Source organism: Seonamhaeicola maritimus, assembly GCF_008056315.1.
Classification (GTDB): domain Bacteria; phylum Bacteroidota; class Bacteroidia; order Flavobacteriales; family Flavobacteriaceae; genus Seonamhaeicola; species Seonamhaeicola maritimus.
On sequence record NZ_VRKQ01000010.1, the window covers coordinates 155,199 to 176,273 of the forward strand.

General features: G+C 33.2%; 22 protein-coding genes. 7 read left to right on the forward strand and 15 right to left on the reverse strand.

All coding sequences use genetic code 11. The annotated features are described in order from the left end of the window. Positions 1-224 precede the first annotated feature (224 nt). Positions 225-1,085, forward strand: coding sequence for a DMT family transporter (locus FUA22_RS08735; RefSeq protein WP_147767584.1), 861 nt, complete (start codon positions 225-227; stop codon positions 1,083-1,085). 75 nt (positions 1,086-1,160) lie between these two features. Continuing rightward, entirely contained in the window at positions 1,161-2,261 is a 1,101-nt protein-coding gene (locus FUA22_RS08740; RefSeq protein WP_147767585.1) for a DUF4407 domain-containing protein, read from the forward strand. Here the strand turns inward: FUA22_RS08740 and FUA22_RS08745 are convergent, their stop codons facing one another. Then, a complete protein-coding gene (locus FUA22_RS08745; protein ID WP_147767586.1) occupies positions 2,262-2,540 on the reverse strand; it encodes an STAS domain-containing protein in 279 nt (92 codons plus the stop codon). 206 nt (positions 2,541-2,746) lie between these two features. Here FUA22_RS08745 and FUA22_RS08750 point away from each other — a divergent pair, with 206 nt between their 5' ends. Next, complete coding sequence (locus FUA22_RS08750) at positions 2,747-3,181, forward strand: YybH family protein (RefSeq protein WP_147767587.1); 435 nt, start codon at positions 2,747-2,749, stop codon at positions 3,179-3,181. A gap of 13 nt (positions 3,182-3,194) precedes the next feature. Beyond that, a complete protein-coding gene (locus FUA22_RS08755; protein WP_147767588.1) occupies positions 3,195-4,493 on the forward strand; it encodes a S28 family serine protease in 1,299 nt (432 codons plus the stop codon). Positions 4,494-4,499: 6 nt separating this feature from the next. Here the strand turns inward: FUA22_RS08755 and FUA22_RS08760 are convergent, their stop codons facing one another. From FUA22_RS08760 to FUA22_RS08790, 7 genes are all read right to left on the reverse strand, one after another. After that, entirely contained in the window at positions 4,500-5,747 is a 1,248-nt protein-coding gene (locus tag FUA22_RS08760; protein ID WP_147767589.1) for an NAD(P)/FAD-dependent oxidoreductase, read from the reverse strand. A gap of 3 nt (positions 5,748-5,750) precedes the next feature. Continuing rightward, the gene (locus FUA22_RS08765; RefSeq protein ID WP_147767590.1) at positions 5,751-8,003 is read right to left on the reverse strand and encodes a S9 family peptidase; all 2,253 of its coding nucleotides are present in this window, start codon (positions 8,001-8,003) and stop codon (positions 5,751-5,753) included. An 11-nt stretch (positions 8,004-8,014) separates the two neighbouring features. Further along, the gene (locus FUA22_RS08770; protein WP_147767591.1) at positions 8,015-9,025 is read right to left on the reverse strand and encodes a 4-hydroxyproline epimerase; all 1,011 of its coding nucleotides are present in this window, start codon (positions 9,023-9,025) and stop codon (positions 8,015-8,017) included. Continuing rightward, complete coding sequence (locus tag FUA22_RS08775; protein WP_147767592.1) at positions 9,018-10,742, reverse strand: DUF885 domain-containing protein; 1,725 nt, start codon at positions 10,740-10,742, stop codon at positions 9,018-9,020. Before FUA22_RS08775 ends, FUA22_RS08770 begins: the two co-directional genes overlap by 8 nt. Continuing rightward, positions 10,739-12,334, reverse strand: coding sequence for an aldehyde dehydrogenase (NADP(+)) (locus FUA22_RS08780; RefSeq protein WP_147767593.1), 1,596 nt, complete (start codon positions 12,332-12,334; stop codon positions 10,739-10,741). The genes FUA22_RS08775 and FUA22_RS08780 overlap by 4 nt, the downstream gene beginning before the upstream one ends. Then, entirely contained in the window at positions 12,331-12,597 is a 267-nt protein-coding gene (locus tag FUA22_RS08785) for a DUF1272 domain-containing protein (protein WP_147767594.1), read from the reverse strand. The genes FUA22_RS08780 and FUA22_RS08785 overlap by 4 nt, the downstream gene beginning before the upstream one ends. 95 nt (positions 12,598-12,692) lie before the next feature. Next, positions 12,693-13,622 carry a dihydrodipicolinate synthase family protein gene (locus FUA22_RS08790; protein ID WP_147767595.1) on the reverse strand — a complete coding sequence of 310 codons (930 nt, stop codon included), beginning with the start codon at positions 13,620-13,622 and terminating at the stop codon, positions 12,693-12,695. A 138-nt stretch (positions 13,623-13,760) separates the two neighbouring features. On the opposite strand from FUA22_RS08790, the gene FUA22_RS08795 reads away from it, so the two are divergent. After that, the gene (locus FUA22_RS08795; RefSeq protein WP_147767596.1) at positions 13,761-14,606 is read left to right on the forward strand and encodes an AraC family transcriptional regulator; all 846 of its coding nucleotides are present in this window, start codon (positions 13,761-13,763) and stop codon (positions 14,604-14,606) included. A gap of 142 nt (positions 14,607-14,748) precedes the next feature. Here FUA22_RS08795 and FUA22_RS08800 read toward each other — a convergent pair whose 3' ends face one another. The 3 genes from FUA22_RS08800 to FUA22_RS08810 all read right to left on the reverse strand — a co-directional run bounded on the left by FUA22_RS08800 (position 14,749) and on the right by FUA22_RS08810 (position 16,696). Further along, positions 14,749-15,327 (reverse strand): PhnA domain-containing protein, encoded by a 579-nt coding sequence (locus tag FUA22_RS08800; protein WP_147767597.1) that lies wholly within the window; start codon positions 15,325-15,327, stop codon positions 14,749-14,751. A 105-nt stretch (positions 15,328-15,432) separates the two neighbouring features. After that, complete coding sequence (locus tag FUA22_RS08805; protein WP_147767598.1) at positions 15,433-16,233, reverse strand: hypothetical protein; 801 nt, start codon at positions 16,231-16,233, stop codon at positions 15,433-15,435. A 175-nt stretch (positions 16,234-16,408) separates the two neighbouring features. Then, positions 16,409-16,696, reverse strand: coding sequence for an MmcQ/YjbR family DNA-binding protein (locus FUA22_RS08810; protein WP_147767599.1), 288 nt, complete (start codon positions 16,694-16,696; stop codon positions 16,409-16,411). Positions 16,697-16,771: 75 nt separating this feature from the next. Here FUA22_RS08810 and FUA22_RS08815 point away from each other — a divergent pair, with 75 nt between their 5' ends. Continuing rightward, the gene (locus tag FUA22_RS08815; RefSeq protein ID WP_147767600.1) at positions 16,772-18,373 is read left to right on the forward strand and encodes a recombinase family protein; all 1,602 of its coding nucleotides are present in this window, start codon (positions 16,772-16,774) and stop codon (positions 18,371-18,373) included. 18 nt (positions 18,374-18,391) lie between these two features. Here FUA22_RS08815 and FUA22_RS08820 read toward each other — a convergent pair whose 3' ends face one another. From FUA22_RS08820 to FUA22_RS08830, 3 genes are read right to left on the reverse strand one after another with little or no spacing between them, the layout of a single operon-like run. Continuing rightward, positions 18,392-18,640 (reverse strand): hypothetical protein, encoded by a 249-nt coding sequence (locus FUA22_RS08820; RefSeq protein ID WP_147767601.1) that lies wholly within the window; start codon positions 18,638-18,640, stop codon positions 18,392-18,394. A 20-nt stretch (positions 18,641-18,660) separates the two neighbouring features. After that, positions 18,661-19,398, reverse strand: a complete 738-nt coding sequence (locus FUA22_RS08825; RefSeq protein WP_147767602.1) for a recombinase family protein — start codon at positions 19,396-19,398, stop codon at positions 18,661-18,663. Next, on the reverse strand, positions 19,398-19,712 hold the full coding sequence (locus FUA22_RS08830; protein ID WP_147767603.1) for a hypothetical protein: 315 nt from the start codon (positions 19,710-19,712) through the stop codon (positions 19,398-19,400). Before FUA22_RS08830 ends, FUA22_RS08825 begins: the two co-directional genes overlap by 1 nt. Before the next feature lie 412 nt (positions 19,713-20,124). Between FUA22_RS08830 and FUA22_RS18420 the strand changes: the two genes are divergently transcribed. Then, a complete protein-coding gene (locus FUA22_RS18420; RefSeq protein WP_170309881.1) occupies positions 20,125-20,283 on the forward strand; it encodes a hypothetical protein in 159 nt (52 codons plus the stop codon). Positions 20,284-20,580: 297 nt separating this feature from the next. Here FUA22_RS18420 and FUA22_RS08835 read toward each other — a convergent pair whose 3' ends face one another. Then, on the reverse strand, positions 20,581-20,943 hold the full coding sequence (locus FUA22_RS08835) for a hypothetical protein (protein ID WP_147767604.1): 363 nt from the start codon (positions 20,941-20,943) through the stop codon (positions 20,581-20,583). Between the last annotated feature and the right edge of the window lie 132 nt (positions 20,944-21,075).

Sequence of the window (21,075 nt, forward strand, 5' to 3'; positions counted from 1 at the left end):
CCAAGTTGCTTCGTGAAACAAGAGAAGAGATAAGGCTGCTATAAGGAATTGTTAGGAATGGAATTAATTATGCAAATAATTTAACTCATTTTTAAATGTACACATAATATCAGTGGTTTCCAATTAAATGCGTAGTTATAGCCTATAGACCGTTAATTTTTTACCATTAAAATCACAAAACACATATCGGACAGATAAATAAATATCTTTTCTTTGCATTTGATATGAAAAACCAACATACCAGCCACCTTTTAATTCTTACCCTAGCAACACTTCTAATTAGCACATCTGGTGCATTAGGTAGATTTATAGATTTACCAACCACAATAATTATTTGGTGGCGTGCTGCCTTAGGTGCTTTATTTCTATACCTATATTGTCGTCATAAAAAACTTAATCTAAAAATACGCTCAAGAAGTGACTTACCTACCATTGTAATAGGTGGACTGCTACTGGGTAGTCATTGGGTTACCTATTTTTATGCATTAAAATTGTCAAACGTCGCTCTTGGGATGCTATCAATGTTTACATTTCCTGTAATTACGGCTTTACTAGAGCCTTTTTTTACAAAATCAAAATTCAATCCTATTCATGTGTTACTAGCTATTCTAGTCTTAATAGGCATTTACATTCTGGCACCAGAGTTTAATTTTGAAAGTTCACATGTAAAAGGCATTCTATTTGGGTTGTTTTCGGCTGTTTGTTATGCTTTAAGAAATTTAATTTTAAAAAGACATGTTGCCACATATAATGGTACAGTACTTATGATGCAACAAGCACTTATTATTAGCATTGTTTTGCTACCTGCTATGTTTTTTCTTGATTCCAGTAATATAAAAACACAGTTTCCTTATATTATAATTCTTGCCCTAGTCACAACGGCTATTGGTCATTCATTATTCATAAAAAGTTTAAAATATTTCTCGGTGAGTACCGCTAGTATCATTGGTACAACTCAACCCATTTTCGGAATTATTATTGCTTTTTTCTTTTTAAATGAAATACCAACTCTAAATACATTTATTGGAGGTTCATTAATTCTTGCAACTGTAATTATTGAGAGTATCAGATCTAAAAAGGGATAAATTTCTTTGTTTTTTATGTAACAATTCCTTGGCTTTAACGTTCTAATAGTCAATCAATCAAAAAACAATCACATTATGTTAAAGCAATTCTTCATCATTTGCTCAGGGGCTGATACCGATATTTTAGAACAGTGCTCTAAAGGTGAACAAAATAAATATGCCGGAATTGGCGCCACCGTGTTCTTCACAGCTCTAATGGCATTTATAGCTGCAAGTTATGCCCTATACACAGTATTTGACAATCTTTTCACTGCCATTGCTTTCGGTTTTATTTGGGGATTACTCATTTTTAACTTAGACAGGTACATAGTCTCAACTATAAAAAAAACAGGTAAGGTTATAGATGAATTTATTCAAGCTACACCCAGAATTATTCTAGCAGTCATTATAGCGGTAGTAATAGCCAAACCTTTAGAATTAAAAATATTTGAAAAAGAAATTAATCAGGTTTTATTAGAGCAAAAAAATCAATTAACCCTAGAAAACAAAACTCAGATTGCAGCTCAGTATTCACCTCCTATCGAAGAGTTAAATAATAATATCACAGCTTTACAAAATCAAATTGACACTAAGGAAACTGAAGTAAATGAACTCTATGATACTTATATTGCTGAAGCCGAGGGTCGCGAAGGCACCAAGCTATTAGGTAAAGGTCCTGTTTATAAAGAAAAGAGAGAGAAACACGATGCGCTTCTAGCTGAATTGCAACAACTGAAAGCCGAAAATAAAGCGAAAATAAACGATGCCGAATCTAACATAGCAAAACTAAAGGGTGATTACGAAGCAGAAGTAATCACTACACAACCAATAATTAATAGCTTTGATGGTTTAATGGCACGTGTTAATGCCCTAGGTGAATTACCTTGGTTACCATCATTCTTTATATTCTTATTGTTTTTGGTAATAGAAACATCTCCAATTTTTGCTAAATTATTATCTCCTAAAGGAGCTTATGATCTTAAACTTGAAGATCAAGAAACAGCATTGAAAACAAATGTTGCTCAAAACAAAAATCAAAGAGAACTTCTTCTAAAAACCGACTACGCTATTAACGACCGTATTTATACAGACATAGAACAAGAAGAAGAACTTTACACCTATAAGCGCAAAAAAGCTAGAGAGCTTATGCAGCTACAAGCAGATGCTTTCTTCAAAAATCAAAAAAACATATTATAATTAGGCAGCATCACCCGTTTTAAAATGATTGTATAAATCATTACAACCATAACCAATTATGGTCAAACTCTTATTTTTATCAAGAGCAAGCTGACTCAATTCAGTAATGGCCTTAACTCCGAAACGGTCCATTCTCTCAACCCCTTCAAGGCTAATAGTTAGACTATCAATTTCATCAAAAATGTTGCTGAATTCTTGTTGGAATAAGTTTACACTTTTCCGATTTAAAGTACCGTAAATTTCAAAATAATTATTGAAGCTTGTAATTTTCAATTCCATAACATGCTTTTTAAAAGTTAACAATAAATCTGGAGGGAGAATAATCTACTGATTATCAGCATAAATATAAGAATTTAATAGCTAAATTCTTTCATTTTATCGATTAACATATTATATCATTGGATAAAAAGAAATCTACAAAAAAAGAATACTAAAAATTAATTTTAATCTTAGTTTAGTTATTTTTACTTTATCAAACTAGCAGCATGAAAAAATTACTACTTATTTTAGGTCTAATAGTAATTTCTATTTCTCACGGTTATACTCAAAATAATGGAAAAAACAAAGAAGATATTAAGGCCGTTTTAGAAACACAAAGACTAGCTTGGAATAAAGGAGATATTAAAACATACATGGAGGGCTATTGGAAAAATGATTCTCTTAAATTCTACGGAAAAAGTGGCATTACCAATGGCTGGAAAAACACCTTAGATAGGTATTTAAAAGCCTACCCATCAAAAAATCATACTGGAGAATTAAATTTCAAAATTAATGCCATATCTAAAATTACTCAAAAAGCTTATTATGTTTTAGGCGAATATCATTTAAAATGGGAAATTGGCAATGCCGATGGCATTTTTATGCTAGTCTTTAAAAAGATTAATGGCGAATGGAAAATAATAGCCGACACTTCCAGTTAAATATTAAATACTTATGAGATTAAACCGTATTGCTTTACTACTATTCATTCTCTTAATTGCTAGTTGTAAAACTTCAGTTCCTGTTACTAGTTCACAAAAGTCAAATTTCGAAAAATTAGCTTCCATAAAAAATGTGGTGAAAATTGAAAAACGAGATTTAATAAGTCATTTCGACGAGAATTATGAAATCTGGTTCAAGCAACCTATAGATCATAATGATTTATCAAAAGGAACCTTTAATCAACGCGTGTTTTTAGGATTTGAGAATGCGTCAAAACCGGTGATTGTTGAATTGAGAGGTTACGGGATTGGTTCTGATAAAGCTGGAGAATTAGCAAGTCATTATGAAGCGAATCAATTGGCAATTGAACACAGATACTTTAACAACTCGAGACCAGCTGAAATAGATTGGAACACCTTGACAATTGAAAATTCAGCCAAAGATCAAAGCATAATAATTAATGCTATTAGACACGTTTTCCCTAAATCTAAATTTATTTCAACAGGTATTTCTAAAGGGTGCCAGACTACGATGGCTCATAGAAGATTTTTTCCGAAAAATGTTGATGCCAGTGTTTGTTATGTCGGTCCGTTAAACTTCAAAAGAGAGGACCCTAGAATATATTCATTCCTAGAAAATGTAGGTACAAAAGAAGAGCGTAATAAAGTAAAAGCATTTCAAAATTTATGTTTTGAAAATAGATCGGCTCTTCTTGAGCAAATGAAAAATGCTGCTAACAAAGGCCAATTGTCTTGGGAATTTGGAGTTGAAAATGCATTGGATTACACAATACTAGAATACTCATTTGCCTATTGGCAATGGGGTACAGATGTAAACAGCATTCCTCCTAATAATGCTTCACCCGATAAAATTTACAAACATTTAATTGATGTTGTAGGTTATAGTTTCTTTGAAGCCGCATCTGTTGAAAATTTACAACCTTATTTTTGGGCTGCTTTAACCGAACAGGGGATTTATGGTTATGAAACTAAACCTTTTAAAAAGTATTTTGGTTCGAATGAAGTTAAAAAGTTTGATTGGGCATTTCCTGAAGGAATATCTAAAACTTATGATACTCAGCCAATGCAAGAAATCAAGTCTTATTTAGATAAATCTGCTGAAAAAATTCTTTTTATTTACGGCCAGTATGATACATGGAGTGCTACGGCGGTAGAATTGCAAAAAGATGCTTCAAAAAGGCAATTATATAAATTTGTAAAATCTAAAGGAGATCATAAAACACGTATTAAAAGCTTTGAAAAAGAAAGGCAAAATGAAATTTACAATATTATTGATAATTGGTTGAAATAATACTTATCAAAACTTTCTATCGATATGAAACGGGGTTAAATCTAAAGATGATTGTCTATCTGATATAATTTCTGAAACTAATTTACCTGTAGCTGTACTCATACTCCAACCCATCATAGCATGTCCTGTTGCAATAGTTAAGTTATTACATTTTGACGATTTACCAATGTATGGTAATCCATCTGGAGAAAGGGGTCTTAAACCTGAAGCTGATTCCAATTTTTCTTCTTGATTTAACTCTATTTCCGGGTAATATTCATTCACAGCTTTTGCTATGGCATTAACTCTAACATTATTAATATGATTACTGATTCCAGCAATTTCCATGGTTCCCGCAAACCGAGTAAATCCATTCATCGGGGTTACGGCAACCTTAGCCTCCGCTAAAATAGCTGGTACAGTTATTTTAATTTCTCGATTAGTATTTATCCGATATCCTTTTCCTGCTTGTAGTAATAGTTTCAATCCTATTTTTTTACTTAAAAAAGCACTCCATGAACCAGCAGCTAAAACAAATTCATCGGCACTTAAAACTTGATTTTGAGTTTTAACTTTAGAAATATTTCCATTCTGAAATTCTAAATCTTCTACCTCATCGTTTGTAAAAAACGAAACACCAACCTTTTTTAAATAGGCTTTCATTTCATTCATAAATTCATGCGGTGTTGAATGATGGTCACATTCAAAATACGTACCTCCTATACTTTTAATAGAAACGTTAGGTTCTATTTGCTTTATGTCATATAAGTTCACTTCCTTAGCCGCTAAGCCCAAATCGTTAGCCATTTTAACCATATAAATTTCTTCCTTCATAGCCTCTTCTGTTTGACATAACATAAGAAGACCCTTCTTTTCATAATGAGATTTAAAATTCTCCGATTTACTTATATCTTGAAACAGTTCCTGACTCAAAACCGAAATATCTCGAATAGCTTTCCCAGATTTTTTTACATGCTCCGGATTGCAAGACTTATTAAATGCCCAAACCCATTTTAAAAAGTCCGTATCTAAACGTGGTTTAATATATAATGGGCTTGAAGGATTAAACATCCACTTCAGTCCTTTTTTCATAACACCGGGAGCAGACAATGGAATAATATGACTGGGAGATAAATAACCGGCATTAATGTAAGACGCCCCTGCATCCATGTTTGATTTATCAATTACTGTTACCTGATGTCCTTCTTTATAAAGATAATAAGCTGCACAAAGCCCAATAATTCCTCCACCTATAATTACAACTTCCCTTCCCATTAATTATTTCCATTTAAAATCCCAAATTGGTTTTTCGCCTAAAAGGTGTTCAACAAAATAGTTCCATCGCTTTTTTATAAAATAATTTCGGTACTTCCCGATATAACCATGTCTTTGACTTGGTAGGATTAGTAAGTCAAAATCCTTATCGGCCTTAATTAAAGCTTCGGCTAACTTAAAAGTGGCTGATGGATTCACATTATCATCTAAACCACCGTGCGTAATCAACAGTTTCCCTTTTAAATTCTTTGCATTTGTAATGTTTGAAACCTCTTCATAAGTTTCATCTATTGGCCAACCTTGATACATTTCTGGCCACCAGGCTTTTTCCATTCTAAAATCATGATCCGCAGAACTTGCAACACCAACTTTATAGAAACCTGGAAAAGCCAACAGCGCTCTTCCTGTATCAAATCCACCAGCCGAATGACCAAATATTCCAACGTGATCAATATCAATCCATGAGTATTGGTTTGCTAAATGTTTGATTCCTAAAATATGGTCTTCTAAGTTATTACCCATGTTCTTATACGAATGATCATGAAATTCTTTTGAACGTCCCGAAGTCCCTAAACCGTCTAATTGTACTACAATGAATCCTAATTCCGCCAAGGACTGATTATCAAATCCACGATTATACGATTTTGGAAAACGTTGCGTATGTGGCCCTGTATAAGTAGCATCAATTATTGGATACGACTTGCTAGCATCAAAATTTATTGGTTTCCAAAAAGCACCATACAATGTTGTCTTTCCATCTTTTGCCATAAATGAAAATGGCTCTGGCGTCGTCCATCCATTAGAAATAACATATGATGCATCCGCAGTTGTCAATTGAGCAATTATCTTTCCTGTTTTCGATTCTCTTAAAACAGCTGTAGTTGGAATATTAATAGCCGAATAATTATCTACAAAGTATTTACCGTCTTCTGAAAAACTTACTTGGTGGTTTGTCTTTTCAGGAGTAAGTAAAGTTTCTTTTCCTTTGAAGTTCACCTTATACATTTGGCGATGATAAGGGTTATTCCCTTGTTCTTTTCCCGAGCCCAAATAATATATGGTTTCATTATCTTCATCTATATATTGAATTTCATTGACATAGTAATTTCCACTCGTTAGATGTTTCGTTTGATTTGTTCTTAAATCCAAAACATGTATTTGTCTCCAACCAGAACGTTCAGACAAAATGATAATTTTTTGCTTACCCTCTAATACTCTATACTCAAAATTATCAATTCCAGTATCGCTAACTTCATCAATTAATATTCGTTCATTTCCATTATTAAGGTCAATCATTTTCACTGTTTGCCTTTGATAACCTCTCTCCGGAGTAGAAGTGATAATTACTCCTGATGTTTCTAAAAATTGAACAGAAGACCCATTGATATGTGTTGCAGTTAGTAAGCTGGTTTTTATTTCTTTTTTAGAATCAACATTATAGAAAACTGGAGTTATCTTCACCATTGTAGTATCACCAGGGGAGCCTCTGTAATATGACAGTAATTTTGGTTTGTAAAGAGAATCGATACTCCAATCCAGCAAATACATTTTTTCAGCATTTCTAGTGTCAACTATATTGGTTCCTATCCACTTTGAATCTTCTGACCAGTTTACAAAAAAACGCTTTGGACGTTCTCCATTTTCACCTTCCATTTTATCGTACCATCCGTAAAATGAAGCATACTCAAATCCTCTTCGTCCATCTGTACTCAATTGAAATTCCTCATCTGTTTCTGTCGATTTGATAAAGAGGTTGTAATCTTTGGCGTAAGCAATCCACTTACCATCTGGCGATTTTGTTTCAAAGGGATTAGGCTTTTCTTTATCTTCGGTTACTTCCAGTAATTCATAAGTCTTAAGATTTAAGGTATACTTTTGACCCTTAGAAACAACGGTCATATTTCCATTTTCCGTAGGTTCAGCACTAGATACTGCAATGTCATTTGCCTTGACTTCTTTCTCAGTAATATCGCTTAATGCGCTTGCTAACTTTTCATGATCAAAAAGTAATTCTACTTTCTTCTTTATAAAAGAAACTGTTTTATAAGTTTTCTTGTCTTTTGAATAGTCAATGAACCACAATCCAGAACCATCGTTAAACCAATTAACCGAAGTATACAAATTGAATGCGGTTTTGTTATTGAAGTTGTCGTACATAAAACTTACTGCACGCGCATAGTCTTCCTTAGTAAGTTCTTGCCCTTGTACAAATAATAGTCCAAAAACAAAAAATGGAATGAATACTAGTTTTTTCATCTTAAATGTATTTAAATCACCTGAAATCCATGAGCAAAAGGATCGTCTTCATCATCAATAACAATGTTATTATATCCATACACTTTAGCCCATCCTTGAATACTTGGAACAATAGCTGATTTGCCACCTAAAGTAGTTTCCTCTTCTATACGACCAATAAACTTGGAACCAATGAAACTTTCATGAATAAAGTCCTCTCCTTTTTTAAGTTTTCCTTTGGCATGAAGCTGTGCAATTCTTGCCGATGTTCCTGTTCCACATGGAGAACGATCTATGGCTTTATCTCCATAGAACACTGCATTTCTACCTGAAGATGTTGGGTCAATTGGATCTCCAGTCCAAAGCATATGCGAGACATCTCTAATCGTATCATTCTCTGGATGGATGAATTTATCCGGATATTTTTCATTGATCTTTTTACGCGCTTCTTGAGAAAATCTAATAATCTCCGAAGCTGTGTACTTATGAACTCCTTCAAAGTTTTCTTGAGGATCAACAATGGCATAGTAGTTCCCTCCATAAGACACATCAAAAGTTATCTCACCTGTACCATCAAGCTCAATAGTTAGACCTTCTGCTGCCAAATAGCTCTTCACGTTGCTAAGCTTTACCCAATCAACTTTTTTCCCCGTTTGCTGATATTCAATTCCCACCAATCCTGCAGGAGCTTCCATTCGAATTTTTCCTGGCACTTTTGGGATTACTAAACCCTCTTCTATGGCAATTGTAATAGTTCCAATGGTGCCATGACCACACATTGGCAAACACCCTGAAGTTTCAATAAAAAGAATTGCAAAATCGTTTTGTGGATCATGCGGAGGAAATAAAATAGAACCACTCATCATGTCGTGGCCACGCGGTTCAAACATTAATCCTTTTCTAATCCAGTCGTATTCTTTTAAGAAGTGCTGACGCTTTTCACTCATATTCACACCCTTTAAATCTGGACCTCCTCCAGCAACTACTCTTACTGGATTTCCACATGTATGTGCATCAACGCAAAAAAAGGTTTTCCTACTCATTTAATTTTTTATCGACGTATGAATCTATTCTTCTTTCCATAATTGAAAGTGTTACTGTTCCTTCTTCAAGAATCACTTCATGGAATTCGCGAATGTCAAATTTTTCACCTAATGATTCTTCAGCCTTTTTACGTAATTCTCTAATCTTAATTTCTCCTATCTTATATGATATTGCTTGACCAGGCCATGAGATATATCTATCTGTTTCTGAATTTACTTCGTGCATCGAAAGTGCAGTATTCTCAGACATAAAATCGACCATTTGTTCTCTCGTCCATCCTTTAGCATGAACACCAGTATCAACTACCAATCTGCAGGCTCGCCACATTTCATAAGTTAATTGTCCAAACTTTTCGTATGGCGTTGTATAAATACCCATTTCTTCAGCAAGATATTCGGAATATAACCCCCAACCCTCACCATAAGCTGATAGGTATAAATTTCTTCTAAACTGTGGAATTGTTCCAGGTAACTCATTATTCAATGAGATTTGTAAATGATGTCCAGGAACTGCCTCGTGTGCTGTTAAAGCAGGAATAGTATATAATGTTCTGCTAGGTAAATTATAGGTGTTTACCCAATAATAACCTGCTGTAGAGTCGTTATAAGAGCCTGAATATCTTCCCGCTGTATAATTTGGGGCAATAGCGGCAGGTACTGGAGCTACTCCGTATGGTTTTCGTGGTAAGGTGATAAAGAACCTCGGTAATTCGGCGTCAATTCGTTTTGATATATCTCTTGCGAACATTAAAAGCTCATCCGCAGTTTTTGGGTAGAACTGTTCATCCGTCCTAAGAAATTCAAAAAAGTCAGCAAAGGAACCTTCGAATTTCAGATCGGAAATAATTTTATTCATTTCTGCCTTGATACGAGTAACTTCTTTTAACCCAATTTGATGAATATCTTCAGCTGTGTACTGCGTACTTGTGGTAAAGTAGTTTATTCTATTTTGATAGAAATCCACTCCATTTGGTGTTGTAGAAATACCTAATCCTTTTCTTGTGTTAGGAAAGTACTCTTCTTCAAAAAAGGTTTTGATCTTCTTGTATTGCTCTACCACGTTCTTTTGCATACTAACCTTAGCTACTTTGACAATAGAATCCTTTAATTCTTTAGAAAATGACTCCGGAAGCTTATTAAAAGGTTTATAAAAGTCGCTGGTAGTTACATCAGTAACAATATGCTTGTCATAAGTATCATCATAATTCTTGAAAACAACTCTAGGCTGGGATAACCCTTCTTTATATGCTACTCTCAATAAATCTAAATTATAATCAACTCGTTGCGGCAATTTATCCAATCGTTCAAAATACTCGATTACCCCTTTTTTGTTTTTAAAAGTAGTATTGGCCATCCTACGCAAATTCAAGTGAAAAGCTCTTTCGTTTGTAATCGTATTTAAATAGGTTTTATACTTATCATCATCAATTTTATCTTGTAGAACAAACAACAAAAGTTCTTTTGAAATTAGTTCAGATTCAGACAAACCATCATTAGAAACTTGTCTCATTTCCTCCATTAGACTCCTAGCAAAATCAGCTTCAGCTTCGTAGTACCTAATTGTATTCCCAACGGATTCGTTCCTTTCAAAATCATATTCCCTTTTGGCTTCATATTTTGCGATTATTGCATTTAGTTTTTCACTATTTGATGCATTCTTAAAGCATAATATTACCCCTAGTACAATTAAGGTAAATACGATTTTTAAATGTTTCATAATTTATCTTTTATAGTTTCCTTGCTTAATTTGCCATTTATATTTCTAATTATTCCTGAAGGATTTTCATTTTTTAATTCATCTGGTAATAACGTATTCGGCCAATTTTGAAAACTAAACGGCCTTACCCAACGTTTTATTGAATGAATACCAACTGCAGTAAAACGACTATCTGTTGATGACGGATAAGGACCTCCATGAACCATGGATGGACAAACCTCAACACCAGTTGGTACGCCATTAAAAATTAAACGCCCAACTCTATTTTGTAATGCTGATATCAACTCTGGGTAATTCGATATTTCTGTATCGTTTGAAATAAGCGTACCTGTTAATTGCCCTTCTAATTGCCAAATAATTTGCTCCAACTGAGTCTTATCATCACATTGCACAACCATTGAAAATGGACCAAACACTTCCTGTTGAAGTTTAGTATTACTCAAAAAATTATCACCTTTCACCGTTACTACAGCTTGTTTTGCATAATTAGAACGGACATTATTATCATAATCCGCAACCACTTGTAATTCTTGCTGAGATACAGCCGTTTCCTTATTTCTGTTATATGCACCATGAATGTTTGGGTGTAACATACAGGAAGGTTCAATCTCAACTATTTCGGTTGATAACTTTTCTATAAATGCTTCTAAATGTTCACTCTTAATTCCTAAAATCAACCCTGGATTGGTACAAAATTGACCGGTTCCTAAAGTAATTGAACCAGCATATGTCTTAGCTAAAGTCTCGCCTCTTTCTTTTAAGGCTTCGGGTAAAATAACCACTGGATTGATACTTCCCATTTCTGCGAATACTGGAATCGGCTCCTCTCTTTGAGAAGCCATATCATACAATGCTCTTCCGCCTTTTATACTTCCAGTGAAACCAACTGCTTTTACTTTAGAATGTTTTACCAATTGTTCCCCCACTTCAATGCCGCTAGAATTTAAATTAGAAAAGACTCCATTTGGCATATTTGTTTTTTCAGCAGCTTTAATAATTGCAAATGCTACCAACTCACCTGTTCCAGCATGCATGGGGTGTGATTTAACAATGACCGGACAGCCAGCAGCCAAAGCCGCTGCCGTATCTCCACCGACTGTTGAATATGCTAACGGAAAATTACTTGCTCCGAAAACAACTACGGGCCCCAACGGGATTAACATTTTCCTTAAATCTGGTTTTGGTAAAGGTTCTCTGTTTGGAACCGCGGTATCAATACTAGCTTCTACCCATGACCCTTCTAAAACTAAATCTGCAAATGAACGCAATTGAAAAATGGTTCTTCCACGCTCTCCCTTTGCACGTCCTTCAGGTAATCCGGTCTCTGAACAATAGGTATTTATTAACTCCTCATCTAGTGCTATAATTTCATCGGCAATGGCGTTTAAAAAATCTGATTTTTGTTTTCCTGAAACTGATTTGAATGCCTTAAAAGCTGTTGATGCCAAAGAAACAGCTTCGTCAATTTCTTCGGAAGTTGCCTCTGTGAAAACAGTTTTGTTTTCAATATTTAATTCTGGATTAAAGGTTTTATAGGTTTTATTTCCTTTTGATGATAATTGATTGCCAATATAGTTTCTTCCTGTTATCATGAATTTTTTATTCTTTTTAAATGTGCCTCAACGTCGACAGGTTTAAATACTTGCTTTGTTGAAACAGGATACTTTTCTAAAAGGTTTTTTGGACGTATTGGGCGTTTTTCGAATCCACCACCACAGTTTGGACAGACCTGTTGCAAAACATTATCAACACACGCTCTACAAAACGTACACTCAAATGTACAAATCATAGCTTCTGACGAATCAAATGGTAATGATTTGTTGCAATGTTCGCATGTTGGTCTTATTTCTAACATTTTCTTCTGTGTTAGGGATTGCAGTGGCATCCTTTTGCTTTTTTTGCAAAAGATATAACGGAAAGCCCGACCCGATAGGGTAACACCCAAATTACTTATACTAATGCACCTAAATTTTTGTACTCTGGCAATATTGGTCTCAGCGCTAAAGCATCTTCAATTATTTTGATGATTTCAGTTCTTTCCTGACCTGATAAAATCAGTCTTGGGGCTCTTACATGTTCTGAACCTATATTAGTGTAAACCGATGCCAGTTTTATGTACTGTACTAATTTAGTGTTAATATCTAACTCTAGCAATGGCATGAACCACCTGTAAATTGCGAGCGCTTCTTTAATTCTTCCTGCTTTTTGTAGCTCATAAATAGCTACGGTTTCTTGCGGGAAGGCGTCTACTAAACCGGCCACCCAACCGTCTGCACCAATTAGTAAACTTTCTAATGCCAAAGTATCTACACCACAAAGAATGGCAAGTCTATCGCCAAATCTATTTTTTATTCTGGTAATGTTTGTGGTATCTCTTGTAGATTCTTTTACAGCTTGAATATTTGGGCACTCTTGAATTAACTCTTCAAACATATCTAAGGTCACCTCAATTTTGTAATCTACCGGATTGTTGTAAATCATGATAGGAAGTAAGGTGCTATCTGCAACGGCTTTAAAGTATTCAACTACTTCTTCATCGCTTGCTTTGTAACGCATGGGCGGTAACATCATGAGCCCTTTTGCACCATCTTCTACGGCTGTTTTGGCTAAAATAATGGCCGCTTTTGTAGTTTGTTCAGCAATATTCATAATAACCGGAACCTTGCCGTTTACAAATGAAACTGTTTCTCTTATTAATGTTCTCAACTCTTCGGTAGATAAAGTGCTGGCTTCTCCCAATGTTCCTCCCAATACTATTCCGTGCACTCCAGCATCTAATTGTGCTTTGATGTTTATTTTGAACAATTCTAAATCTAACTCATCATTCTCATTGAATTGAGTTATTACTGCTGGCATAACGCCTTTCCATTCCAAATTCATATCTTAAGTTTTACATCACAAAATTAAGGGCTCCTTGAAAACAATCTTAATAGCTTGTTATTCAAAATACATATTATATTATCCTATTTATTATTAAAATGTATATTTTTGAATATTATTTATGCATATACTGGCTAATTGAAAGTTTTACCATTTAAAATACCCAAACCAGAACAAGATGCTTTAGTCTTTCAAATAGACCATTCAAATGCCTTTTATGATAAATTACATCAGCATGAGGAAATTCAAATAAGCCTAATAGTATCTGGTGAAGGCACGCTAGTAGTTGGCGACTCGGTGAATTACTATACTGAAGGTGATATTTTGGTTTTAGGAAACAACATTCCGCATGTGTTTAAAAGTGATACCCAAATATCAAAAACATCACACATGCTTACTTTATTTTTTACTAAAACCTCTTTTGGTAAACAGTTTTTTGACTTGGAAGAACTTAAGGAAATACAACCATTTTTTAAACGCGCTAAACATGGTTTTAAATTAACCTCTGAAAGTGAACCTATAAAGGACCTATTTTTCAAACTTGAGAAATCAAGCAAATTAGATAGGTTTATTACATTGTTTCAGGTTTTGAAAATAGCTTCTAAAGCTGATTACAAAAGTCTGTCCTCATTCATTTACGACAAGAAATACAGCATTAATGAAGGGAATAGAATGAGAGATGTTTTTGAGTATACAATGAATAATTACGAAAACGATATTAGTTTAGAGACCATTGCAAATGTAGCTAATATGACAAAAAATGCATTTTGCAAATATTTCAAAAAACGCACCAACAAGACTTTTATTCATTTTTTAAATGAATTACGCATAGAACATGCTTGTAAAAAATTAATATCTAATAAAGATGTTTCGGTAACCGAAATTGCGGAACTGATTGGTTTTAATAATATGTCTAATTTTAACAGACATTTTAAGAGCATTAAATTTGTTAGTCCTTCAGAATTTAGAAAGAATTATCAGTAATTATGAAAGAAAAGTACGTTTATATAATTCTAATCATAACACTAATTATCACCGCTTTTGGAGTGATAACTGGACGATACTTTTTCCTGTTTTTAATGATTCCGTTAGGATTTGGATGGTTAAAAAAAGGGAGTAAAAAAGATTAAATCTTCTTTACAAAATCAGTAATAATAACAATTTGTTGAGCACCTACTTTTCCCTCTATATATTTGGCGTTTTCGTGGTCTAAACGAATATTTCTAACAGCGGTTCCTTGTTTAGCAACTAAACTGGAACCCTTCACTTTTAAGTCTTTTATTAAAACTACGGAGTCTCCAACTTTCAACTCTACACCGTTAGAATCTCTATGAATAATCTTTTCGCTAGGATCTTTATCTTCACCTGTTGCTCTTGCCAATACCAGAGCCTCATCATCCAAATACATCATCTCTAAAAGGTCTTTAGGCCAACCTTCTGTTCTAAGACGCTGTAGCATTCTCCAAGCCATTATTTGAACCGCCACATGTTCACTCCACATGCAATCATTTAAACAGCGCCAGTGGTTTGGATTCATTTTTTCATCGCCTTCAATCTGACTTTTACAAGTATTACAAACCAACACATCATTATCCACATTTTCATTTAAAGAAGGCGGAATGGTGTACTGTTTTAAATCTTCTGTGGCACCACATAATTCGCATTTATTATTACTTCTCTCTTTTAGGGTTTGTAATACGCTCATCTTAATTTGTTTGTGCAATAATACACCAAATAGAAAGAACTTCAGAATAAGTTTAGATACAAAAAAAGGTGCCATATGGCACCTTTTCCTATCAACTATAGCAATTTACAATTTTATAGCTGTATATAAGTAGTCTCCATGTCCTTTAAAATATTTACCAAAAGCTTTACCTTCTTCTTCGGAGAAAACCTCTTTCATTAATTCTTGATTTTTATCAAACATTTTGTCTAGGTCCCCCATGGAATCAAGAAACACACCTTCAATAAAATCTCTTCTATCCGACCCCCAAGCATGCATAGACGGGTAATAAGCTTTTATATATTCATTCTTTGCAATTACGCCATCACGTAACTTTTTACGTAAAGTTTTGAATTCTTCTCCAGTACCTTCTTCAGGAAAAGCCATTTTGTTTATTCTTAAATATAAAACCATATCTTTTTCCATGGGTCCCGCCATTGGTTTTGCTCCTGGCATTGTTGCTAAAATTTCATCTTTATGGAACTGTGCATAAGCTGAATTCATTTTTTTTGTAAAAGCCTTTCTAGCTTCCTCGTCTGGCCATGCCTCTTTTTCAAGTTCTGCATTTCTATCACCAGCTTTATCTATAGCTTCCCAATTAGGGTATGTTTGCACATACATTACTTCATTGCTGTTTTCTGTGAAAAGATGCGTATAATATCCTGCACCTACAATAAATTCATTTTTACTAGTTACCTTCTCCATATATTCTTTTTCGGTTGCCCGCCATTCTTCAGGTGTTCCATCATAATTTTTATTCCAGTACATCATGGTTACGGTTACATACTCTGGTCTTTTTTGTTCCTCCTCTTGAGCTAAAATAGTTGAAGTACTAAATAGTAATAACATTACTATTAAAACTGAAAAAAATTGATTGGTTGTTTTCATAATCTGATTAATTAAATGGTTAGTATATTAATTTAAGTTAAACACTACTTTTTAAGATTATGGGGCGATAATATAAGATTTGGTCAATCTATTTGTGCTATTAATTAACCTTTCTTGGGGAAGACAGAATATAAATATACAATAAAAAAATGTAAATTTATTAATTTACAGAACCTTATAGATTTGATAAGGTTTCCCTCATTTTCTTGGTCATACCTTTTACAACCATATTATACGAATGGTCTATAAGAGTAAGAACAAAAGGAGGTTGCAGTTCTCCTTTGTAAAGATCAATAGTATTCCAATGTTTATTACTTACATAAGGACCTGCATAAATACTCTCATATTGTTCGCGTAATTCTTCAGTATACTCTGGATCACATTTTATGGTAATAGAGGCTTCTCCTTTTTCCCATTTAATTAAGGGAGCCATTAAAAACATTTTTCCTAATACTTTAAACACAAGTATATTTTAGTTAATTAATAGGGTAAATAATTTTAACTATCTTTATCTATCAAAATCCAATAAAGACATTTAATGTTAGGTATATACTGTAGAATATCGCAACGCAAAGCCGAAGGAAAGGACAGAAGTATAAATGACCAAAAATTACTCGGTCTGGAACTTGCGAAGGAGCTAAAGTTAAAATCAGAAATTTTTATTGAAGAAGGAGTTTCTGGAACTTTACCAATTCATAAAAGACCAGAATTGGAAAGGTTACTTCAAAAAATTGAAGATGGAATAATTACCCATATGTTCATTTATATGCAAGATAGGCTAGAAAGAAATACCGAAGTAAGATTTTATATTAAGCGTATTCTTAAAGATGCTAATGCTCGGTTATTTACTGAAAATGGTGAAATAAATTTATTTGATGATGAAGCAGATTTACTTGGTGATATTCAATCCCTGTTTAATGCTCATATGGTAAGAAAAACTAAAAAAAGAGTAACTTCAGTATTAAAAAGAAATGCTGAAAACTTACGTCCTCATGGAGTTACGCCATATGGTTATCAAATTGATAATGATAAATATATTCTAGATGACTTTGAAGCTAATGTAGTGCGAAGGATATTTGCTTTCTCTATAAATGGAGTAAGCACCGCTAAGATTGCCACACTCCTAAATCAAAACAATATACAAACTAAAAAAAATAAAATATGGCTGCCTTCAACAATTTATTACCTATTAAAAAACCCCAGATATAAAGGTGAACGACCATATAAATCAGTGGAAAGTGGATTCGTTCCTATTGAACCTATTGTTGATTCCCTAACATGGGAAAAAGCCCAATTATCTCTAACAGGAAATAAAGTATACTCGGGAGCACCCCAAACACATAATTATTTATTAAAAGGAATTTTAAGATGTAATTGCTGTGGCATGTTTTATCATGGAGTTGTATCCAAAAAGAACAATTATTATGCCTGTATATCTCGCACCAAACAACATTTAAAAGATAAATGTGATAATGCTGGAATTAACATAACAAAATTAGATAATCTCATTTGGGATAGATTTTTTATGGATAAGATATTAGTAAACCTAATAAAAGAACATCTTAAAAATAATAACAAAAGTGGTATTGAAGAGGAACTAAATACTAAGCTTTCAAAATTAAAAATAGAACTTGAAAAAAATGAAGAAAAATTTAAAAACATTAGAAGTTTGGCTGTAGATGGGGTTTATACTTCAGAAGAATTAAGGCCAGAAATCGAAAAAAACAAAAAAGAAAAAACTAAAATTGAAATAGAGTTAAGCAATTTAATAGAAGAACTAGATGCATTTAGAAAGAAAGTATATGATATTGATGAAGTAAAACAAGAAATTAATGGATTAAAATCAAATATCCCTTTTAAAGACAAGAAAATAATTATTAATAAATATATCAGTGAAATTAGAATCAACAATGAATTTAAAAAAATAAGATTACATGAAATTGAAATATATTTCAATATTCCAGATTTAGAGGCTGAGGTTTACTTAGCTCCTTACAAAATGCATTATGCAATTGAAATATTCGATGAAGTATTAATACCAATTTCAAATAAATATAAACGGATATCAGAAAAAGAACGACTGAGATATGGCAAAGAGATTAGCCGAGCAATCAAATCCATAATAATGAAAAAAAATTAGCTATAGAGCTAAATAAATTTATTCTGACCTTAGCCACTTAATAAACTGAATAACGGACAATGCTACCAACGTTAATAATGAAAATACTAAAGAAAACATTAACCCTATAACGGCCAAATCACTTTTAAATGATGACGGTTTATTTTTCCTTTCAGCATTCTTAAATGCTCTATACCAATGTTCCGCCTCTTGGTCATACCTCGCTAAAGTTGTTGAGCTATTATCATTAGGTCTCCATTTAAAATCTTGTCTTTCTCCTTGTGTCATAGTTCTGTGTTTTAATTTGATTATTCATTCAATTTTTCAATCTTTGGACATCGTTTATAAAGCCTTTGTACTTGAATTGGATTGAACTGCTTCCCTCTTCGAGTAGTGTACTGCAATTTATTGAGTTTATCAGCAATCTTTTGAAAGGTCATCCCTTCCCTTCTAGCAGAACATATAACATCCATTGCTTGGATATTGGCTTTATTCTCTAATGCATTCTGCTTTATTTTTTCAACACCTTTTTTTTGATAATCACCAAACCCATTTGGATTCCCTAATCTATATTCGCCATCAATTGGTTTCATCATTGAACCATCTTTGTTAACGTAGATACCTTTTTTAATCTTATCCTTTTTAACCGCCAACGCATCAACAATTCTAGTAGAAATAGCTTCAGCTTCGTTTTCTGCAATAACACTTAATAGCTGAATGGTTAATTTGTTGGCATTGGGATTATCACAACAAATAAAATCAACTTTTCCATTGAATAATGCAGAGGTAAATTCGACATCTCTCGCCAATCTATCAAGTTTGGCCACAATGAGGGTTGCATTTTCCAATTTTGCAAATTCTATTGCTTTATAGATTTCAACTCTCTTCTTCTTCCTAGTTCCAGATTCCACTTCAGTAAATTCTGCAATCATTTCTCCTTTTCCAGAAATATATTTTTGTACTGCATTCTGTTGCGCCTGAAGTCCTAATCCAGATTTTCCTTGTCTTACAGTTGAGACCCTATAATAAGCTATATAGTTCTTCATTACGCTGCATGCTTATTTTCAACCCAATCAATAATATCAACCAACATATCACAATACACATCATCAAATTGCTTTACTACCTCACCTCTAGTATTTATAAATGTCACATTATATACATCTAGCCATGTTAGTTCAACCCTCACCCAATTTTTAAATGTCAGACCATTTACCTTAAACTGAACACCGCCTTGAACTCCTTTTGATTCTGGTAGAGAAATAAATCTTTTTGCTCCCCAAGCCATAAGTGCATATCTATCTAATATTTTTATTTGATTTAAAATCGTATGAGCTATTTGAATTGAAGTGTTATCCATGACCTGAAATTTAGTGTTATACAAATATACAAAAAATATAACATATCGCAAACAGTAGTTACCAATTTGTTATATTTAATAAAAATGATGAATTATACACATATATACAACCCTTTATTTCTTTTGTGAAAATTCTAAAAAAAAAATTTTTTGACATATCGGACCTATTTGTATAGACAAGTTCTTTTTGGCCCTATTATAAGGGAGGATACGTGGTTGGGGTCTGGTAATTATTAAAATACATCTAATGCTCACGGACCAGACGGACCTATTTAACCTAAATGACCTGAAAACAGCATTTATAACAAAGTATATACTTTATTAAACTTGCTAGATAAGGTCCATATGGTACATTTAAAATAGTTTGTTGAGGTTTATACATATTGCCATATTTATATATAAAGAATATGTTATGAGAAAATTACCTTCAACTGAGAATACTGAGGTATTCACAATGCGTATATCACCAAAATTAAAAGATAAGTTAACTCAATTGGCTAAAAGAAGTAAATATGGTGGAAGTGCATCATCCGCTATTAGGGTGTTGATTGAGGAAGCTTCTAAATATTAACGTTAAACTGCTTATCCTTTAGTATCACATTTTTATAGCAAGTGGCTGGGTTAATTATAACTTATAATCATACAGATGCTGGTGAACACCAAAACAAGCGTGTATCACAAATAGGATGCGGAGCAAGTTATATAAGGTATTGAAGTATTGATAATTCTACGGAATTACCAACAATTCAACACCACAAAATCATCATTATGAGATAATTAAAATAATAAATATTAACTTTGAAGAACTAGGCTAGTGCTTTTCATAGGAGCCATTGTTAGGTGCAGTATTTATTATTCTGTTCAAGATTCAGCCAATTATTTTTCCAATTAGTGCAATCAGAATTATAATTCCGATTACTGCTCCAACAACGGTAATATATAATTTCATTACTTTTTTTTCGTCTCTAAAATCCGAAATCAGATGAGATTCCGTATTCGCAACGATTCCGTTTTTCGTTATAATTCGGTCAACATTTTCCATATCAGAGTCGAGTAGGAAGTATCTAATTCCGCCGTCAATTGATGGTTGTTCATTTATATCTGCGTAGTATTTTATTCCGCTATTTTGTAATTCAGATTCGAATATGATTTTGTCTTTCAACAAAACATAAAGCTTGTAATGTTCCTTCAGTTTTATATCAAAATTATTTTCAGACAAAGTTGTGTTCATATCGCACCTAACGGTTTTTGGTATGTTTTGTTGAGTGATTTAGCTATAAATTTAGTAAATAATCACTGACCAAGAAAATCCGATAGGATTTTCGTAAGTGTGCTAGAACCAAACAATAAAATATACCAGTTG

Bases quoted from the DNA above. Each gene is read 5' to 3' on its own strand.
- FUA22_RS08735 (WP_147767584.1), top strand. From the start codon at position 225: ATGAAAAACCAACATACCAGCCACCTTTTAATTCTTACCCTAGCAACA.
- FUA22_RS08740 (WP_147767585.1), top strand. From the start codon at position 1,161: ATGTTAAAGCAATTCTTCATCATTTGCTCAGGGGCTGATACCGATATT.
- FUA22_RS08745 (WP_147767586.1), bottom strand. From the start codon at position 2,540: ATGGAATTGAAAATTACAAGCTTCAATAATTATTTTGAAATTTACGGT.
- FUA22_RS08750 (WP_147767587.1), top strand. From the start codon at position 2,747: ATGAAAAAATTACTACTTATTTTAGGTCTAATAGTAATTTCTATTTCT.
- FUA22_RS08755 (WP_147767588.1), top strand. From the start codon at position 3,195: ATGAGATTAAACCGTATTGCTTTACTACTATTCATTCTCTTAATTGCT.
- FUA22_RS08760 (WP_147767589.1), bottom strand. From the start codon at position 5,747: ATGGGAAGGGAAGTTGTAATTATAGGTGGAGGAATTATTGGGCTTTGT.
- FUA22_RS08765 (WP_147767590.1), bottom strand. From the start codon at position 8,003: ATGAAAAAACTAGTATTCATTCCATTTTTTGTTTTTGGACTATTATTT.
- FUA22_RS08770 (WP_147767591.1), bottom strand. From the start codon at position 9,025: ATGAGTAGGAAAACCTTTTTTTGCGTTGATGCACATACATGTGGAAAT.
- FUA22_RS08775 (WP_147767592.1), bottom strand. From the start codon at position 10,742: ATGAAACATTTAAAAATCGTATTTACCTTAATTGTACTAGGGGTAATA.
- FUA22_RS08780 (WP_147767593.1), bottom strand. From the start codon at position 12,334: ATGATAACAGGAAGAAACTATATTGGCAATCAATTATCATCAAAAGGA.
- FUA22_RS08785 (WP_147767594.1), bottom strand. From the start codon at position 12,597: ATGTTAGAAATAAGACCAACATGCGAACATTGCAACAAATCATTACCA.
- FUA22_RS08790 (WP_147767595.1), bottom strand. From the start codon at position 13,622: ATGAATTTGGAATGGAAAGGCGTTATGCCAGCAGTAATAACTCAATTC.
- FUA22_RS08800 (WP_147767597.1), bottom strand. From the start codon at position 15,327: ATGAGCGTATTACAAACCCTAAAAGAGAGAAGTAATAATAAATGCGAA.
- FUA22_RS08805 (WP_147767598.1), bottom strand. From the start codon at position 16,233: ATGAAAACAACCAATCAATTTTTTTCAGTTTTAATAGTAATGTTATTA.
- FUA22_RS08815 (WP_147767600.1), top strand. From the start codon at position 16,772: ATGTTAGGTATATACTGTAGAATATCGCAACGCAAAGCCGAAGGAAAG.
- FUA22_RS08820 (WP_147767601.1), bottom strand. From the start codon at position 18,640: ATGACACAAGGAGAAAGACAAGATTTTAAATGGAGACCTAATGATAAT.
- FUA22_RS08825 (WP_147767602.1), bottom strand. From the start codon at position 19,398: ATGAAGAACTATATAGCTTATTATAGGGTCTCAACTGTAAGACAAGGA.
- FUA22_RS08830 (WP_147767603.1), bottom strand. From the start codon at position 19,712: ATGGATAACACTTCAATTCAAATAGCTCATACGATTTTAAATCAAATA.
- FUA22_RS18420 (WP_170309881.1), top strand. From the start codon at position 20,125: ATGAGAAAATTACCTTCAACTGAGAATACTGAGGTATTCACAATGCGT.
- FUA22_RS08835 (WP_147767604.1), bottom strand. From the start codon at position 20,943: ATGAACACAACTTTGTCTGAAAATAATTTTGATATAAAACTGAAGGAA.